This is a genomic window from Desulfovibrio desulfuricans (assembly GCF_004801255.1).
Taxonomy (GTDB): Bacteria; Desulfobacterota; Desulfovibrionia; order Desulfovibrionales; family Desulfovibrionaceae; genus Desulfovibrio; species Desulfovibrio desulfuricans_C.
The window spans coordinates 2,868,704-2,885,909 of record NZ_CP036295.1 but is presented as its reverse complement, the minus strand read 5'-3'; the positions used below and the strand labels follow the sequence as shown (position 1 = coordinate 2,885,909).

The 17,206-nt window shown below is 59.6% G+C and carries 16 protein-coding genes; 11 read left to right on the top strand and 5 right to left on the bottom strand.

From position 1 onward, the window contains the following. The first annotated feature begins 61 nt into the window (after positions 1–61). The 4 genes from DDIC_RS12130 (at position 62) to wecB (ending at position 8,382) form a co-directional block, all read left to right on the top strand. Positions 62–2,509, top strand: a complete 2,448-nt coding sequence (locus DDIC_RS12130; RefSeq protein WP_136400683.1) for a glycosyltransferase — start codon at positions 62–64, stop codon at positions 2,507–2,509. A 24-nt stretch (positions 2,510–2,533) separates the two neighbouring features. Continuing rightward, positions 2,534–5,752 carry a methyltransferase domain-containing protein gene (locus tag DDIC_RS12125; protein WP_136400682.1) on the top strand — a complete coding sequence of 1,073 codons (3,219 nt, stop codon included), beginning with the start codon at positions 2,534–2,536 and terminating at the stop codon, positions 5,750–5,752. Positions 5,753–5,905: 153 nt separating this feature from the next. Further along, positions 5,906–7,036 carry a glycosyltransferase family 4 protein gene (locus DDIC_RS12120; protein ID WP_168732548.1) on the top strand — a complete coding sequence of 377 codons (1,131 nt, stop codon included), beginning with the start codon at positions 5,906–5,908 and terminating at the stop codon, positions 7,034–7,036. Between the two features lie 125 nt (positions 7,037–7,161). Next, entirely contained in the window at positions 7,162–8,382 is a 1,221-nt protein-coding gene (wecB, locus tag DDIC_RS12115) for a non-hydrolyzing UDP-N-acetylglucosamine 2-epimerase (RefSeq protein ID WP_282097270.1), read from the top strand. Positions 8,383–8,437: 55 nt separating this feature from the next. Here the strand turns inward: wecB and fliR are convergent, their stop codons facing one another. Further along, positions 8,438–9,229 (bottom strand): flagellar biosynthetic protein FliR, encoded by a 792-nt coding sequence (gene fliR, locus DDIC_RS12110; protein ID WP_136400680.1) that lies wholly within the window; start codon positions 9,227–9,229, stop codon positions 8,438–8,440. Between the two features lie 134 nt (positions 9,230–9,363). On the opposite strand from fliR, the gene DDIC_RS12105 reads away from it, so the two are divergent. Then, complete coding sequence (locus tag DDIC_RS12105; protein ID WP_136400679.1) at positions 9,364–10,281, top strand: nitroreductase family protein; 918 nt, start codon at positions 9,364–9,366, stop codon at positions 10,279–10,281. A gap of 73 nt (positions 10,282–10,354) precedes the next feature. Here DDIC_RS12105 and DDIC_RS12100 read toward each other — a convergent pair whose 3' ends face one another. Both DDIC_RS12100 and nth read right to left on the bottom strand, forming a co-directional pair. After that, positions 10,355–11,308, bottom strand: a complete 954-nt coding sequence (locus DDIC_RS12100) for a chemotaxis protein (protein WP_136400678.1) — start codon at positions 11,306–11,308, stop codon at positions 10,355–10,357. Positions 11,309–11,429: 121 nt separating this feature from the next. Further along, the gene (gene nth / locus DDIC_RS12095; protein ID WP_136400677.1) at positions 11,430–12,104 is read right to left on the bottom strand and encodes an endonuclease III; all 675 of its coding nucleotides are present in this window, start codon (positions 12,102–12,104) and stop codon (positions 11,430–11,432) included. Between the two features lie 105 nt (positions 12,105–12,209). Between nth and cutA the strand changes: the two genes are divergently transcribed. From cutA to DDIC_RS12070, 5 genes are read left to right on the top strand one after another with little or no spacing between them, the layout of a single operon-like run. Continuing rightward, the gene (gene cutA / locus DDIC_RS12090; protein ID WP_136400676.1) at positions 12,210–12,554 is read left to right on the top strand and encodes a divalent-cation tolerance protein CutA; all 345 of its coding nucleotides are present in this window, start codon (positions 12,210–12,212) and stop codon (positions 12,552–12,554) included. A 35-nt stretch (positions 12,555–12,589) separates the two neighbouring features. Then, on the top strand, positions 12,590–13,543 hold the full coding sequence (locus DDIC_RS12085) for a carbohydrate kinase family protein (protein ID WP_136400675.1): 954 nt from the start codon (positions 12,590–12,592) through the stop codon (positions 13,541–13,543). A gap of 36 nt (positions 13,544–13,579) precedes the next feature. Next, positions 13,580–14,038 (top strand): VOC family protein, encoded by a 459-nt coding sequence (locus DDIC_RS12080; protein WP_136400674.1) that lies wholly within the window; start codon positions 13,580–13,582, stop codon positions 14,036–14,038. A 15-nt stretch (positions 14,039–14,053) separates the two neighbouring features. After that, a complete protein-coding gene (locus DDIC_RS12075; RefSeq protein WP_136400673.1) occupies positions 14,054–14,482 on the top strand; it encodes a DMT family transporter in 429 nt (142 codons plus the stop codon). 49 nt (positions 14,483–14,531) lie between these two features. Then, positions 14,532–15,002 (top strand): YbaK/EbsC family protein, encoded by a 471-nt coding sequence (locus DDIC_RS12070; RefSeq protein WP_136400672.1) that lies wholly within the window; start codon positions 14,532–14,534, stop codon positions 15,000–15,002. 179 nt (positions 15,003–15,181) lie between these two features. Here the strand turns inward: DDIC_RS12070 and DDIC_RS12065 are convergent, their stop codons facing one another. Together DDIC_RS12065 and DDIC_RS12060 are read right to left on the bottom strand one after the other, a co-directional pair. Beyond that, complete coding sequence (locus DDIC_RS12065) at positions 15,182–15,553, bottom strand: DUF134 domain-containing protein (RefSeq protein WP_136400671.1); 372 nt, start codon at positions 15,551–15,553, stop codon at positions 15,182–15,184. Between the two features lie 92 nt (positions 15,554–15,645). Continuing rightward, complete coding sequence (locus DDIC_RS12060) at positions 15,646–16,068, bottom strand: DUF5320 family protein (RefSeq protein ID WP_136400670.1); 423 nt, start codon at positions 16,066–16,068, stop codon at positions 15,646–15,648. Positions 16,069–16,218: 150 nt separating this feature from the next. On the opposite strand from DDIC_RS12060, the gene DDIC_RS12055 reads away from it, so the two are divergent. Next, complete coding sequence (locus tag DDIC_RS12055) at positions 16,219–17,046, top strand: Mrp/NBP35 family ATP-binding protein (RefSeq protein ID WP_136400669.1); 828 nt, start codon at positions 16,219–16,221, stop codon at positions 17,044–17,046. The last annotated feature ends 160 nt before the right edge of the window (positions 17,047–17,206 follow it).

Genomic DNA, 17,206 nt, shown 5'->3' with positions numbered 1-17,206 from the left:
GGCGAGCGTCAAAAAATATTTATCCTGAAATAACTGGAGTGCTCCGTCAGGGGGAAATGGCATGACAGTCTCGCAGTTCATAAAGGGTGCGCCCATGCGTCCGCCGTCCCATTTTATCGGACCTCTGGCATGGTGGAGCGACTCTTTGACCTGTGGCGGCGTAGAACGTCAGGTTGTGGCCAGCGCCAGATTTTTTCAGCAGCAGGGCAAAAAAGTCACCCTGCTTTGCCGGACCATATCGCCCGGCGGCGGCAACGACTTTTTTCTTCAGGAGGCTCAGTCGTGCAGCCGCGTGCTGGGCTTTTCGCTGGATGTGGTCGATCGCGACCTTTTTTATGAGGCCCGCGCCATTGTCTCCGAGTTTGTTTCGGGAGCGTCCCAGGTTTTTGTGGACAGCATTTCCGCCTATGCGGCATGGCTGTTGCGCGTGCGGCCCCGTCTGCTGCACCTCTGGAACGCCGACCATCTGGAGCCTCTGCTGGCGGCCTTTATTGCAGGCGTACCCAAGATCATCATCGCAGGGCAGAGCCTCTCGCCCGCTCAGCGCGCCCCGCACGGGTTTGAAAGCGTCGACGATCATGCGGCTTTTGCCATTCTGGCAAATCTCATGCGGTTTCCCCATGTGGTTATGACCAACAACAGCCGCGCGGGCTGCCGTACGTACGAAGACTGGCTGGGGCTGCCGCCCGGCACGGTTCGCCTGACCCCCAATGTCTTTGACCTGCAGGCCTGGCCGCGCCCGGAAAGCGCGCAGATTGAACACCTGCGGCAGTCGCTGGGCATACCGCAAAACGCCCGCGTGCTCGGCGGGCTGTTCCGCTTTGTTTCCATCAAGGATCCGGAGCTGTGGGTCAGTACGGCCATCCGGGCCTGCGCGGCAGTGCCGGACCTTTACGCCGTCGTGGGCGGGCACGGCCCCGAGCTGGAGTCTTTGCGCGCGCGTATGGCCCAAACGCCTTTTGCCGGGCGCATACTGTTTCCCGGTCCTGTCAGGGATGTACCCGCGTTTCTTTCGCTGTGCTCGGTTTTTCTGCTCACGTCGCATGTGGAAGGTCTGCCCAACGTGCTGCTTGAAGCGCAGGCCTACAAGGTGCCTGTGGTCACCACGCGTTGCGGCGGGGCCGCCGATGTGGTGGAGCACGGCAAAAGCGGCTTTGTGCTGGACGAGCGCGATGCCGTTGTCATGGCAAAGCATGTGGAATTTCTGCTCGGGCACGATGGTTTTGCCCGCAGCGCCGGCGAGATCGGCAGGCAGCGCGTGGCGGAAAACTTTTCGCCAGAGCGCACCATGGGCATGCTGTGGGACGTGTACGCCGATATTTTGCCCGCCGAGTTCGCAGCCAGAGCGCCGCAACCCGGAGAGGCCCGCTGCTCCACCCTTGAAGCGGGAGACAGGCAGTGCCCGCTGGTCAGCATTGTGCTGCCTACCTACAACCACCTTTCGTTTCTGCCTCTGGCCATCGAATCTGTTCTGGGGCAGGATTATCCAAATTTTGAGCTTGTGGTTGTTGACGACGGGTCCACGGACGGCACGGCAAATTACCTCGAAACCCTCGAGTCGCCCCGCATCCGGGTTGAAAGCGGCCCCAACACCCGGCTGCCCGCCGCGCTTAACCGCGGGTTTGCGCTGGCGCGGGGCGAGTACCTCACGTGGGTTTCGGCAGACAACGTCTGCCTGCCGCATTTTTGCAGTTCGCTGGCCGGGGCCTTGCGGGCCTTTCCGCAGGCGGGCTTCGCCTCGTCGGCATTTGCCCGCGTATCGCCGCAGGGCTGGGCGCTGGACAGGCTGGCGGGCGAGGCCTCGTTGCCCTCGATGCTCTGCTGCAACAGCGGCATGGCCGCCTTCATGTACCGCAGGGATCTGGCCGCGCAGGCGGGCCAGTACGACCCCCGGCTTGAAGGGGCCGAAGACTGGGATATGTGGCTGCGCATGCTGAGCGTTGCGCGGCCCGTGTATGTGCCCCAGGTGCTCTATCACTACCGCTGGCATGACAATTCCATGCGGGTCAGGCTGTCGGCAAAAGTGCTGGAGGCCTCAACCCGCGTGGCCTTCAAGGCGCTGCTGCGGATGGAGCAGAGCGGCGGCATAGGCGGTCTCTTTCCCCAGATCGGGCAGTGCAGCGATCAGGAGCTGGCGCTGTTCCACGCCAACCTGGCCCTGGGCAGCCGCATGATCAGGTCTGATTCCTTTCTCAAGGCGGCGGCGGCCAAATACCTGGAAGCCGCATTCAAGATGCGCCCCGACGACCTGGCGGCCATGGGCAATTATGCCGTTGCCCTGTTTTGGCAGGGCCGGCGGGATATGGCAAAAGAGCTGTTTTGCCGTGGCGGGGCGCGGGCGGCCCAGCTGTTTGAAACCCTCCGCGTAGGGTGCGCAAAGCAGCAGCGCCACATAGGCATGTACGAATTTTCTTGCCCGACGGTTCCGTACCCTGGCCCGGAACAGAGTGAATTGATGCGCCGCGTGGACGGCGACCGGCTGGTTTTTTCACCCTGCCAGGCAAACTGAACACACTACTAAAAGCGTAAAACCATGGCACAAGCAAGCACAACACAAACGGCGCAAGGTCTTTCATCTGGCGACTGGCACAACGCCATTGTCGGGGGGCAAACCCCAGAGATAGTGGCGCAACGCGTTCATGACGGGGTTTGTTCCCGCTGGGGCCAGCTGCTGCTGGAGCTCACCAACCCGGGGGAAGTTTGCCTTGAGCTGGGTAGCGGAACCGGGGAGATATCCTCAACGCTGGCCCTGCATAAGCGCCAGCCTGTGCTGCTGGATTTCAGCGTGGACAGTTTGAGGTTTTCAGAACGTCTGTTCAGCCTGTTGCACCTTGAGGGAGAGTTTAAGCAGGCGGACGTCCTGCACGAGCTGCCTTGTGGCAGAGCATCTGTCGATGTGGTTTGGAGCGGTGGCTTGCTGGAGCATTTCGGCGATGCGCAGATTCAGCACATCGTGTCGGAATCGGCACGTGTGGCCCGGCGCATGGTTGTCTCGCTGGTGCCCAATGCCTGCTCGCTGCCATATAGGCTTGGCAAGTGGGCGCAGGAACAGAGCGGGGAATGGAAATGGGGTTACGAAGACCCCAAATTTTCTCTGGCAGACTTTTTTATACGCGCCGGACTTGTTGACGTGAGGGAATTTTCCATCGCTTCCGGGCACGCACTGAAGTTTATGACATTCCCCGGAAGCGAAAAGCTGATCCAGGTCTGGGAAAACTGGCTGGCGTCGCTGCCCTCAGAAGACAAGGAACGTTTGAACCAGGGATATCTGCTTGTCACGGTCGGGATGGTTCCGTCCGCCGGGCAGGCTGCCCACAGGGCAAAAAATAGCGTGGCGTCGGCTGCCGTTGCGGCCCCCCGCGCAACAAATACCAACCCCGCCCAGGATATGGAAAGCCCGGTAACAGCGTGCGGCAAGGCGCTGCAATGGGTTGAAAAAAATACAGTTCCCGGCCAGGGCGTTGCCGTAAGCGATAAAAACAGGCACGCCTACCCGGAAGTGACAGGGTATTTCATCCCGACCTTGTTGCGCTTGAACAAGATTGATATCGCCTTGCAGTATGCAGGCTGGCTGGCATCAATACAAAATCCTGATGGGTCATTTTGGGGCCCCAATTCGTCAGAATCATTTGTGTTTGACACCGGGCAGGTTGTGCGGGGGCTTGCCGCCATCCTTCCCTATGCTCCACATCTGGAGCAAACCCTTGTCAAAGCCTGCAACTGGATTGTGTCTACCGCAAATCCATCGGGCCAGTTGTGCGTGCCTCCGTCAACGATCTGGCAAATGGCTGATGGGCGCGGCTACATCAATGAGGCTGTGCATCTGTATGTGCTGCCAGGGCTCCTGGCTGCCGGGGACGCCCTGAATACTCCGGCCTATAATGAATTTGTACGCAGATCGCTCAGCTACTATATAATGAACTGCAATCTGAGCAATTTTTACGCTCCCAACATGCTGTTGCATTTTTACTGCTATATTCAGGAAGCCCTTTATGACCTGGGGGCCGAAGAAGTGTGCCGCCACGGTATGCTGACCCTGGAAAAACTGCAGCGTCCTGACGGAATGGTTCCCGCTTTTTCTGATGTGTCGTGGGTATGCACTCCGGGCCTGATCCAGGCTGCGATTGTCTGGCTTAAACTGGGCAGGCAGGATCGGGGGCTGGCGGCCCTGAGCCATGTGCAATCATTGCGCAACGCTTCGGGGGGCTTCCCCGGCAGCGCGGGACAGGGCGCGGCCTACTTTCAGAACGAAGAACTCTCGTGGGCTGTCAAGTTCTGGCTCGATGCCCAGTTGTTGCGCCAGAGCGGACACGAACCCTCCAGCGCCAGCGTGATGTCGCAGGGCCTGACCGGGGCTGAGAGTATTCAGGCCCGTGATAAGGTTACAGTCATCGAACTGGTGCAGAATGCCGTCAAGGAGCTTGAGCGCACGGTGGCGCAGGCGGTGCAGGGAAACAAGGCGGAGATGTCGATGGAGGATGTTGAATTTGTTGCCTCCATAATCCCTTGCCTGCTGAACTGGGGTCGCCGTCCGCTTGCACTACAGCTGGCAGCGGAGCTGACCAGGATTGTCGCGGGCATGCCCGACAGCACGTGGGATGGACAGCAAAAGGCACGTGGCCTTTGGGGGCTTGCCGCGCTGATACGGGCATTTTCTCAATCAGAGGTGCTGGCCGTCTGCGGGGATGCTGCTCTGAAATCGCTTTGCGTGCAGGTATTATGCAGGCAAAGGCTGAATGCCGATGGTGCTGCCGGTTTGTTTTCGTGCTTTGCAGCTCTGGCAGAGGCGGGCGAGCGGACGGGCAACAGCAGCTGGAAGGATTGCGCCCGCTTTTGGGCCAATCGGCAAGGCTGGACAGTCAAAAGCATTACACCTGACCATGTGCGCGATGCCGCCAGCTTTATCGTCCTGAATTCGCCCGAAAGAGGCAATGCCCTGTTGCAGCAGCTCGCCAGACAGATAGACGCTATGGGCCTGAGCGACGAGGCTTTGCCGCAGGAATATGCCCGGTGCCTGTTGCAGCTGGCCGAAGCGGCGTGGACTGCGGGCTGCGCCGATCTGGGCGAAGCTGCGTACAGTCAGGGGATGGCCGCGTTGCCTGAGACAGTGGAAGCTCCTTTTGCCGGGCTGGCTCATGAGGCCTGCGCTTTTCTGGACGCCCTCACCGCCAGGCAAAAACATGGGTTTGAAGCGTATTTTCCCAATTTTATTGATGATATTGCTGCGGATGACGGCCGCTTGCTTTTTGTGCAGCGCGCTCTTGCGCCAGTGCCGCACGCCCGTGTGCTCGACATGGGCACAGCCAAGGGGCGGTATTTGCGCCGCATTCACTATGGGCGACTTGCAGCAAGTGTGACCGGGCAAGACGTGCATGATGCCTTTTTCCGCTTTATGCCCAAGGGGGTTGCAGCGCGGACGGGTACGGTGCTGCGCTCCGGCTGGGCGGACGGTGAGTTTGACGCCGTGCTGTTGTGCGAGGTGCTTGAGCACTGCATAGACGTGCCCGCGGCTATCGCCGAAATGCACAGAATCCTCTGTACGAGCGGCCAGCTGATAATCATAGACAAGAATAAAAGTCGGCTTGACTCATGGCCAGGCGGTATCCCGGAATGGGAACAGTGGTTTGACTGCGAGGCGTTGGCGGCTCAGTTGCGCGAGCGTGGATTTGACATTGCCGCCATGGATGCGGATGTCGGCTACGAAGGACGCAAAGACGGGCTGTTTTTTGGCATTACTGCAAAGAAAAAGTAAATTTTGCAGAAAAATGTCGGGCGATCTTGCAAGTAGACAACCTGTTGGCTCGCGGTTTTTGTGTGTTGCATGCCCCTTGCGGCAGGGAATTAGCCAAACGGGTCGGCCACCAAGATATCAGCAAGAATGTCAAAGCGTAACTGCGAGGCTCAAATGATTAATCCTGGCAAACTTGTGGTGGTCCCGTCTGACGCGCTGATGGCGTATCATGAAGCTGGTTATTTAAAAAAACTTATAAATAATAGCTACTTCAATCCATCTAACGCGTTTAAAAAGGTATTTATTGTAAGCCCCATTGAACCTCGTGGCGTGCGGATGGTCGGGAATATAACGGTTATTGGTGTAAAAGGCTTGGAGGCCGTTGAGGTTCTGTGCAATATCGATCCTGACCTGATCAGGGGATACGGGGGGTATTGGGCTTGTGACTTCTCCGTCTTTTCAGCGGCCCTTGCCGTGCCGGAAACGCCTGTGTACATCAGTGTGCACGATGATAACCCAAGCCTTATATTCAAGTCGATGCAGTTTGCGGATAAAGTTCATTGCACAAGCAGGGGGGTTCAGAGGGCGGTAATCGATAGCGGGGTAGAAAAGGACAGAACAGTTGTGGTGCCCAACTGGATACAGCAACAATTTTTTTTCAGAACAACTGTATTGCCCGATTTTCCCGAGTCATGGCCCGATCTGACCAACTGTCTGCCTATCCTTTGCGTGGGGAGAAAGGTTGAGCAGAAGAATCTTGAAACAGTTATTGGCGCGCTCAAGCTCTTGCCAGAAAATTATATCGCAGTATTTATTGGGCGCGGCGATGAAACAAAATACAAAGAAATATCAAAAAAACTGCGCGTAGATAAAAGATGCTATTGGATATCAAATGTGGAAAATGAAGAGCTGCACAAATGGTACTCATGGGCTCACGTCATGTGCACGCCTTCGCGCTATGAAGGATTTGGTATTGTGTTTATAGAAGCTCTTGCCTGCGGGTGCAATATTGTAACTTCAGATATCGCACCAATGAATGAATTTCTTACTAATGATTATAATGCTGTTCTTGTTGGTGATTATGAAAGCCCCAGCGCCGTTGCATCGGCAATACTTAAATTTGAGGACAAGGATTTTTCAAAAACAATTTCAGACAACGCAGTAAACTCTGCAGGTAAATTTTCCATTGAATCGGTCCAGCAGCTCGAATCGAAAGAGATGTTGCACTGTAGCTTGTTATCTAAAGATCATGACGCCATGCGGAGGCTCAGAAGTACCGCAGCGCAGTTTTTTGGCCGCAATTGATCTTGTGAGGATTGTTTTTTGGCCTGAGCCGTTGCCTCTCGATATTTGGGTGACTTGGGCTGTGGGGAATGCTCCCGTCCAATCCGCGCTGTCCTGTAGCGAGATATTTATCCGGCAATGACTCCATGTTTTTTGTTGGCGGCACTGGCGGTCACGCATGGCGCGTCATCGACTTTGCAGGCAACTGGTTTGTTTCCACTGAGCTTTTCACAGCCGGGCAGGCCCTTATGAAAAAAGTACTCGTCATCGCCGGAACACGCCCAGAAGCCGTAAAGATGGCTCCCGTCATCCATGCCCTGCGCGACAGGCCCGCAGATTTTGCGGTGCGGCTGTGCTCCACCGGGCAGCACCGGCAGATGCTTGAGCAGACCTTTGCCGACTTTGGCCTGGCGCCCGATGTGGCCCTCAACGTCATGACGGGCAACCAGACCCTGTCCAAACTCAGCGCGCGCCTGTTTGAAGCCGTGGATGCCCTGCTGGCCGAGGCCGCGCCCGATGTCGTGCTTGTGCAGGGCGACACCACCACAGTGCAGGTAGCCTCGCTGTGCGCGTTTTATCGTGGCATAGCGGTGGGCCATGTGGAGGCGGGGTTGCGCACCTGGAATATCCTTTCGCCCTTTCCCGAGGAGCTCAACCGCCGGGTGACCGGGCTGGTGGCCCGCTGGCACTACGCCCCCACAGACCTCGCACGGCAAAACCTGCTGCTTGAGCGTGTGCCTGAGCAGGCCATCACTGTGTGCGGCAATACGGTCGTGGACGCGCTGCTCATGACCCTGCAGTCTGTGCGGCGCGACCCCCCGGCCTTGCCGCCCAGGGTGGAGGCCGCCATAGCGGAAGGCCGACAGATTGTGCTGGTTACCGGGCACAGGCGCGAGAGTTTTGGCGACGGGCTCAGGCACATCTGCGCCGCGCTGGTGGAAGTGGCGCGGAGCATGCCGCAGGCGCGCATTGTCTACCCCGTGCACCTCAACCCCAATGTCCAGGGGCCGGTGCACGAGCTGCTTGGGGCGGTGCCCAATATTTTTCTCGAAGACCCGCAGCCCTACCGAACCTTTGTGCGCCTCATGGACAGCTGCACAATTATCCTTACAGATTCAGGCGGCATACAGGAAGAAGGCCCGTCGCTCAACAAGCCCGTGCTGATCATGCGCGACGCCACGGAGCGCCCCGAAGGCGTGGACGCGGGGGTTAACATGCTGGTGGGCACGAGCGCCAAGGCCATTGTGCCCGCAACGCTTGACCTGCTGCGGCATCCCGAAGCCATTGCCAGCATGGCAGCGCGTGAAAATCCGTATGGGGATGGCAAGGCCGCCCAGCGCATCGCCGAGCATCTGGCCCGGCAGTAGTCTGGTCCGGCAGTAGGCTGGCGTGGCAGTAGTCTGGCGCGGTGGGCGGGTGCGCCTATTGGTACATGGGGCTCATGGCCCGCAGCAGGTTGCTGAACAGGCCGTCCAGCCCCTGCACAAACGAGGCGATGCGGTCGGACATGATGACCATGAGCAGCCCCAAAAAGAAGAAGCCCACGGCAATCTTGATGGGAAAGCCAAATTCCATGATGGGGATCTGCGGCGAGGTTCGCGCCATAAGCCCCAGCGACACCTCGACCAGAAACAGCGCCACCATGACCGGCGCGGCAATCTGCAGGGCCAGCACAAACATCTGCGACGCCAGATACATAACCTGCCGCAGCACCATGGGCCCCACAAAGAGTTGCCCCGGCGGCACCAGATCAAACGAGGCGACAAAACCCTTGATCATGTAAAGGTGCCCGTCGAGGCTCAGAAAAACCAGCAGCGAGACCATCCACAAAAAAAAGGCCGTAGCGCCTGTCTGGTTGCCGGTGAGCGGATCGGCAAAGTTGATCATGGTAAAGCCCATCTGAAAGCCCAGCAGCTCGCCGCCCGCCTGAATGCCCATAAACAGAAAATTGACGGCCATTCCCAGTACCAGCCCCAGCACCGCCTCGCCCATCATCATGATGGCCACGTCAAAGGGATGCGCGGGCATGGCCGTGCCGCTGAGGGCAAGGTGAGGCCACACGCCAAGGCAAAACACAATGGTTATGGCCGCCTTGACTTGCGTGGGGATGTTGTTGGTGGAGAACACCGGCAGCATAAACATGACAATGCTCACACGCATCATGGTGAGCAGCAGGCTGAGCACGCTGGCCGGGTTGTAGCTGAAAGCGTCCATGGTAGCAGAATTTGCAAAAAGGTTGCCAAGGGGGCCGTCACCTGAGTGACGGTCGCGCGCCGCCGCGTGCATGCTTGATAGCATATGGGCGGATATTTACAATGCAGCGCATCTGCGGCCACACAGGAGCGAACATGGCCATACCCACGTCACGAACGCACAGCGCGGCGGAAGTCGCTGTTGACAGAACCGTCTGCACAGGCTGCGGCCAGTGCGTGGCCGTGTGCAAGGATTTTTGTCTGCGTCTTGAAAACGGCAAGGCCTGCCCTGTTACGGAGTCGCTGTTCGGCTGCCTGGGCTGCGGGCACTGCATGGCGGTCTGCCCCACGGGCGCGGTAACCGTGCGCGGGCGCACTCTGGGGCCGGAGCATCTCTTTGCCCTGCCGCCCAGGGGCAGCGCGGCAACGTACGACAGCCTGTTTGGCCTGCTGCTGCAGCGCAGAAGCGTGCGCGAATTCTTGCCCGCAGCCGTGCCCGGCGAGCAGATCGAGCGCATCCTTGACGCAGCCCGTACCGCGCCCATGGGCTTGCCGCCCTCGGACGTCAACGTGCTCGTACTCGACAGCCTGGATAAAAACAGGGCCTTTGCCCGTGATTTTTGCGAGCACCTCAAAACCATGCGCTGGCTTACGGCCCCCTGGTTTCTCACCCTCATGCGCCCGTTCTGGGGCAAGGCCAACGACGGACTGTTCCGCCATTTTGTGCGGCCAGCCCTGGCCGCCTTTACCGAAGCCATGGATGCAGGGACTAATATTGTTACCTATGATGCGCCCCTGCTCATGTATTTTTACGCTTCGCCCTGGGCCGACCCTGCGGATCCGCTGGTGGCGGCGACACTGGCCATGCTGGCGGGCGAGGCGCAGGGGTTGGGAACCTGCATGATAGGCTCCATCCATCCCCTGATACAGTGGGGCGGCAGCGCCGCGCGTTTTCGCCAGCGTTACGGCATACGCGGCAAAAGCCGTGAGGGCGTTGTCGTGCTGTTCGGACACCCCCGCATCCACTACCGGGCGGGCATTAAACGCAGTTTTGCCTCGGTGACGCGGCTGTAGGCAACAATGCGCGCGCAACAAAAAACGGCGGGGGGCATGCCCCCCGCCGTTGAAATATGCGGAGCTGCCGCCGTTAGCGGTTCAGCTTTTCTGAAATAACTTCGCGGATAATCTTGTTCAGGCCCGGCAGATCGGGCTTGGAGACCTGCCTGTCGGCGCCGACCTTAACGCCTTTATCATACAGCGCGTCGGTGATGAGCGACGAGAACAGAATGACCGGCAGCGTGCTGAGGCCCGGCGTTTCGCGTATTTTGGCCGTAAGCATGTGCCCGTCCATTTCCGGCATTTCGATGTCGGAAATAATCAGGTGCAGCACGTCGGTAAGTTCCTTGCCATTGGCCTGCGCTTCTTCGCGGGTGCGCAGCAAAAATTCCCAGGCCGCGCGGCCGCTGCCCACAGCTGTGACCTGAAAGCCCGATTTTTCGAGCGACGACTGCATCACGTTGCGCAACGAGCTTGAATCGTCGGCCACCAGCAGGTGAAACTGCCCAGCGCCTTCCACAGGGCTTGTGTCGACCTCAACCTGCGACATGTCGAGCGTGCTGTCGAGGCTGGCGAGGATTTTTTCCATGTCCAGAATAAAGAGCACGCGGTCCTGAATGCGCAAAACGCCGGTGATGGTCTCGCGCGAATACGTCTGCACGTACTGGTTCGGCGGTTCTATGCGGTCCCAGGTCATGCGGTGGATGCTTGTGACCGAGGAAACCATAAAGGCCGCCTGCACTCCGCTGAATTCGGTGACAATGACCTTGGTGTTTTCTTCGGTCGCCATCTCCTTGCCCAGCCACTCGGCCAGGTTGAGGATGGGCAGCACCTTGCCGCGCAGGTTGAACGTGCCAAGCACGGAAGGATCGCACTTGCTCGGCACGCTGGTGATGTTGGGCAGGCGGATGATTTCAAGCACCTTGGCTACGTTGATGCCGTAATGCCCGCTGTAGACACTGCCGTCCGGCTGCTTCTCGTCAATAATAAATTCAATGATTTCAAGTTCGTTATTGCTAACGTTCAGCAAGCTGTTTTGCGACATGACGTTCCATCCTGTGCTGCGGAAGGCGTGCTTTCCACCGAGATCGTATGTTCCGGTTATGGGAACCGCTGTTTTGATTATCGGCCGGATATCTGTTCTCTTAAGGCCTCAGCGTAAAAACCTATTTGCGGCGAGAAGCCTTGGGGGGCTTGGGCGGTTGGCGGCGCGGGCAAAAGCCGCTCATCTCGCATGCGTCGCACAGGGGCTTGCGCGCGTCGCACACTTCGCGGCCAAACCAGACCATGCGGTGGTTTACGTCGCCCCATTCCTCACGCGGAAAAAGCTTCATGAGGTCGCGCTCAATGGGCACGGGGTCGGTCTCGTCCGTCAGCCCCAGCCGGTAGGCAATGCGTTTTACATGCGTGTCGACCGCCAGCCCCTCGTTGATGCCGTATGCGCCAAACAGCACCACATTGGCCGTTTTGCGGGCCACGCCGGGTATGGTCGTCAGTTCATCAATGCTTTTGGGTATCTGCCCGCCAAAAATATCGCTCACGCGCCGGGCAGCGCCCAGCAGGTTTTTTGCCTTGCTGTGAAAAAAGCCCGTGGGCCGTATGACGCCCTCAAGGTCTTCAATGGAGGCCTCGGCAAGAGCGGCGGGCGTAGGCCAGCGGCGGAAAAGCTCTGGCGTGACGGTGTTTACCCGCGCGTCCGTGCACTGGGCCGCAAGCACGGTTGCCACCAGCAGCTCCCATGCGTTCTGGGCGTCAAGGTGCGTGCGCGGGTGCGGGTAGCGCTGCTGCAGGGCAGCGAGCACATTTTTGGCCGTCGCCTCGGGTGAAATTTTTGCGCTCATGTCCTTTTATGCCACAGGCGGCGCACGCCCGCAAGCAAGTGCGCCCGCCGCCGCTCCGCCCGCGCGGTGCTTTGTTTTTTTTGCCGCGGCGTGTATGCTGGATCAATGGAACAGCATGAAAAAGACCGGGCTTATCTGGTCTACATGACCGCGCCCACGCAAGAGGAGGCGCTGCATCTGGCCCGCGAGCTGGTGCGGCTGCACCTGGCTGCCGGGGTTAACGTGCTGCCGGGCGCCCACTCAGTGTACCGCTGGCAGGGCGAGGTGCACGAGGCTTGCGAATGCCTGCTGCTGGCTCAGGTGAGCGCTGACGCCTTGCCCCAATGTCTGCAAACGGTGCGCGCCCTGCACAGTTACGAAGTTCCCTGCGTGGTTGCCATGCCCATTGCCGACGGCCACCAGCCCTTTTTGCAATGGATTGCCCAAAACAGTCTGCCGCCCTCGGCCTGACCAACCTTCATCCGTCACGTCACCAAGAGGAAATTATGTCCATCTATGTTTCTGGCTCATTGGCCTTTGACCGCATCATGACCTTTCCCGGCAGCTTTCAGGATCACATCCTGATGGACAAGCTGCACATGATCAACGTGAGCTTTATGGTAGACGGCATGGACGAACGTCGCGGCGGCTGCGCGGGCAACATCGCCTATTCTCTGGCGCTGCTGGGTGAAAAACCCACCATCGTCGCCGCCGCCGGGCGCGACTTTGCCCCCTATGCCGAGGTGTTGCGTAAGATGGGCCTGCCGCTGGACGGCATCCGCCAAGCGGAAGAAATTTTTACCGCGCTGTGCTACATCACCACCGACCTCAACAGCAACCAGATAACCGGTTTTTACCCCGGAGCCATGAGCCTTGCCGCCGACTACGCCTTTCCCTCCATCAATGCGGACAAGGACATCGCCATCATCTCGCCCGGCAACGTCGAAGATATGCGCCGCCTGCCGGGATTTTACCGCGAAAAGGGCGTGCCCTACATCTTTGACCCCGGCCAGCAGCTGCCCGTGCTGACCGGCAACGACCTGCTGGCCGCCATCGAAGGCTCGTTTGCCTGCATTACCAACGACTACGAGCTTAACATGATCTGCAAGGCCACGGGCAAGACCGAAGACGAGCTGGTGGGCCGCACCCTGTGGCTTGTGACCACCCTCGGCGCGGACGGCGCGCTGGTGCGCGGGGCCGACGGCACGGAAACGCGCATCCCCCCTGTGCCTCCCCGTCAGATTCTCGACCCCACCGGCGCGGGCGACGCCCACCGCGCAGGCTTGCTCAAGGGGCTGCTGCACGGGCTCGCCATGCCCGAGGCGGCCAAGCTTGGCTCGGTGAGCGCCAGTTTTTGCCTGGAAAAAATGGGCACGCAGGAACACGCCTTTACGCCCTATGCTTTCCGCCAGCGGTACGAAGACGTATTCGGCCCCCTGCCCGAGGGTATTCTGGACTAATCGGCGCTGGCCAACGGCCCTAAACCGGGAGGGATCATGCAGAATAATCTTCCACAGGGCATCAGGGTTCTGTTTGTGGCCGGTTTTGGGCCGGTTGTGGTTAACCGCGAAAAAAGCGACAGGCTGTACAGACGCGTGCTGGCCCTGCCCCTGCGTCACGAAGACGGGTACGAGGGCTACTGGCACTCGCAGTGCCTTGGCGGCGTAAAGCATTTTGCCCTCTGGCCGTTGGACAAGGCGGCTCTCTCCTGCTTCGGCAAGCCGGATTGGCCTGGGCATCTGCCCGTGCCGCAGGCCTGGCTCGAGCTGGATGTCGAGGACATCATGTCGGCGACAAGCATTCTTGAGCAGAACGGTTACAACCTGCTCACGCGGCTCAAGCAGGAACCATGGGGACAGACCGTCACCAGGTTTCTCAGCCCCGAGGGCATCCTCATGGCCATCACGCATACGCCCTTTTTGCGCGAGGCGGCATCGGCGGAGGAAACAGCCTGAGGCAGCGGAGGCAGCATGTACTATATTGCGCTGGTGGTCTTTGCGGGCTGCGTGGTTGCCCTGCAACCGCCCATCAACGCGGCGCTGGGCCGCACGGTAGGTCTGCTCGAAAGCGGGCTTGTCTCGTTTGCCGTTGGAACGATTTTTTTGGCTGCAGCCGTGCTGCTGCTCGGGCGCGGCAGCCTGCTGCGGGTGGTCGAAATACCTGCCTGGCAGCTGTCTGGCGGGGTGCTGGGGGCATTTATGGTTGTGGCTACGACCATGGCCGCCCCGCGCATAGGCGTGCTGAGCACTCTGGTGGCCATGATTTTTGGCAACCTGGTTATGGCGGCCATCATCGACCACAAGGGCTGGTTTGGCCTCAATGTCATTGTTTTTGACTGGCGCAGGCTGCTGGGCCTTGCGCTTGTGCTGGCGGGCATCGCCCTGGTGGTGCGCCGCTGAACCTGTAGCGGACGGCCCTGCGCCTCTGCGGAAACTGTAAGGTAAAATCATGCGTGTTGCTGCTGTGCGGGACTTTTTGACCCGCCATGGTCTTGAAAATGCCTATCTCGAGTTTGACGTTTCAAGCGCCACGGTTGATCTGGCGGCCCAGGCCGTGGGCTGCGAACCGGGGCGCATAGCCAAAAGCCTGTCCATAAGCGTCAACGACGCCCCCCTGGTACTGGTTGTCATGGGCACGGCCCGGCTGGACAACCGCAAGTTCAAGGATGCGTTTCACGCCAAGGCCCGCTTTATCAAGCCCGAAGACCTGGAGGCGCAGGTGGGGCACCCCATGGGCGGCGTGTGCCCTTTTGCCCTGCCTGAAGGCGTGCCCGTTTATCTGGATAAAAGCCTGCAGCAGTTTGACCCCGTGTACCCGGCAGCGGGCGCGCCCAATAATGCCGCCAGGCTGACGCTGGCGGAGCTTGAACGCGTCACCGGGGGCGTGTGGGTGGATGTGTGCAAAAACGGCGAGGATTGATCCATGCGTCCGGCTTGCGCGGCTGCGCGCCGGCCGTAGCTGCAGGGCAGTCAACCGGGGTACGAATCTGCCGTACTTGGCGGGGGGCCTGCCCTGCATCAGCCTCGTCGCGGCGGGCCTTCTGCTGCGGCAGGGTGGAGACGCGCTGCTGGGCCTGACGCCATGACCATGCGGAAAAATTACTGGCCAAAACCGCCGCCGCAGCGGCGTCTGCGGCACGTCCCCATGCCGCAGCGTGCGCTTTGGCCGTCGCACAGCTCATAATCCCCGCCTTCAATACGCAGCCGTTTGCCGTTGACCAGCGAGTCGGCCAGTTTTTTTCGCGCCTCGGCGTAGATGCTCTGCACGGTGGTGCGGGCGATGCGCATTTTTTCGGCGCAGGCCTCCTGGTTCATGCCTTCAAGGTCGATGAGCCGCACGCATTCGTACTCATCCACCGTCATTATCACTTCCTGCACGGCAGCCACTGGCTGGCCGCAGCCGGGCAAGGGGCCGAAGGTGCTGTTTTCCGGCAGGCTGCAGACTTTTCGCCATTTCTTTGGTCTTGGCATGTAATCCTCTTTTGGGGCCGTCCGTCGGCAGGGCGGATTTGTACTCCGCTACCCGTCGGGCGGGCGGCCTTGCTCAAGCATCGGCAGTTACTCTAGCGGTTATTGTCCGTAACGTCACTGTCGGGCGTCCGGGGCTGGCAGCCTTGCCCTGCGGCGCTGCCGCCCTGGCTCATACGTTGGCCCATCCCCTGGGCCCCGCGCTGTCCGGCTCCATTGCCCGTGGCCATTCCAGCGCCATTGCCTGCTCTCATCCTGTTCATGGCGCGGTTTCGTCCCCCGCCGTTGCCCTGTCCACGCCGTCCGCAGCACCCCGGCGCAGCGTCTTGCCCGTATGTCCGGCAGGCTCCGTCGCCGCCTCCCCAGGCCGGGGCCATGCCCTGCGCTGTTTCCTGCTCCGAAGTGGTGATGGTAGCGCCGGTTTGCGCTGCCTTGCGGCCAGCACCGCCGCACTTGCCCATGCCGCGTCCTGAGCGCGAACCCTCGCCGTTAGGCCCTGTGTGATCGAAATTAGGCATGTGATGTTCCTTGTGTTGTGGTTATTGACATATGTCATAAATAGGAGTATGTCTGATTTTGACATATGTCAATAACAAAAACTCAGGCAAGGGCAATTTGTCTGAAAAAAATGCTTCTGAAAGCAGATCATCCTGAGAAGGAAAAAAATCATGAGTGATTGCGACCATCAGTGTGGAAGCTGCGGTGAGAGCTGCGGAGAGCGCAGCGAGCCTCAGGAGGACTTTCGCGTCAAGCTGCACCCGCAAAGCCGCGTGGGCAAGGTTATCGGCATTATGAGCGGCAAGGGCGGCGTGGGCAAATCGCTGGTCACGTCGCTGCTGGCCGTGGGCATGACCCGTCAGGGCAAACACTGCGCCATCCTGGACGCGGATATCACCGGGCCTTCCATCCCCCGCGTCTTCGGCCTTACGGGCAAGGCGCATGTGGAGGGCGACGGCCTTATGCCGGAGCGCAGCCAGTGCGGGGTGGACATCATGTCCATGAACCTGTTGCTGCCCGGCGATTCGGACGCGGTGCTGTGGCGCGGCCCCATCATCGCAGGCGCGGTAAAGCAGTTCTGGTCGGACGTTGTCTGGCGCGATGTGGACTACATGTTTGTGGACATGCCTCCAGGAACCGGCGACGTGCCGCTGACCGTCTTTCAGTCCCTGCCGGTGGACGGGATTGTGGTTGTGACCTCGCCCCAGGATCTGGTGAGCATGATCGTGCAAAAGGCCATTGATATGGCCCGCCAGATGAATATTCCCATTCTGGGCCTGGTGGAAAACTTCTCGTACTTCAAATGCCCGGACAACAACAAGGAATACAAGATATTCGGCGAAAGCCACATTGACGCGGTGGCGCAGCGGCACGGGCTCAAGGTGCTTGCCCGCCTGCCCATCGACCCCTCGCTGGCCGAGGCCTGCGACAAGGGCGTCATCGAAGGCGTCAGCGAGCACTTTATGGACGGCGCTCTGGCTGTAATTGCGCACATGTAAATACGCAGTCGCGCGCAGCGCGCATGTATGTCCACGCGCGGCGGGGCGGTCGTCCCGATGGCTGCCTGCCGCGCGGACTTGCGGAAGGTGCTGCATATGCAATAAAAAGGTCTGCCTTTACCTTTGAAAGTATATGTGCCTATGGTTGCTCAAACCAAGG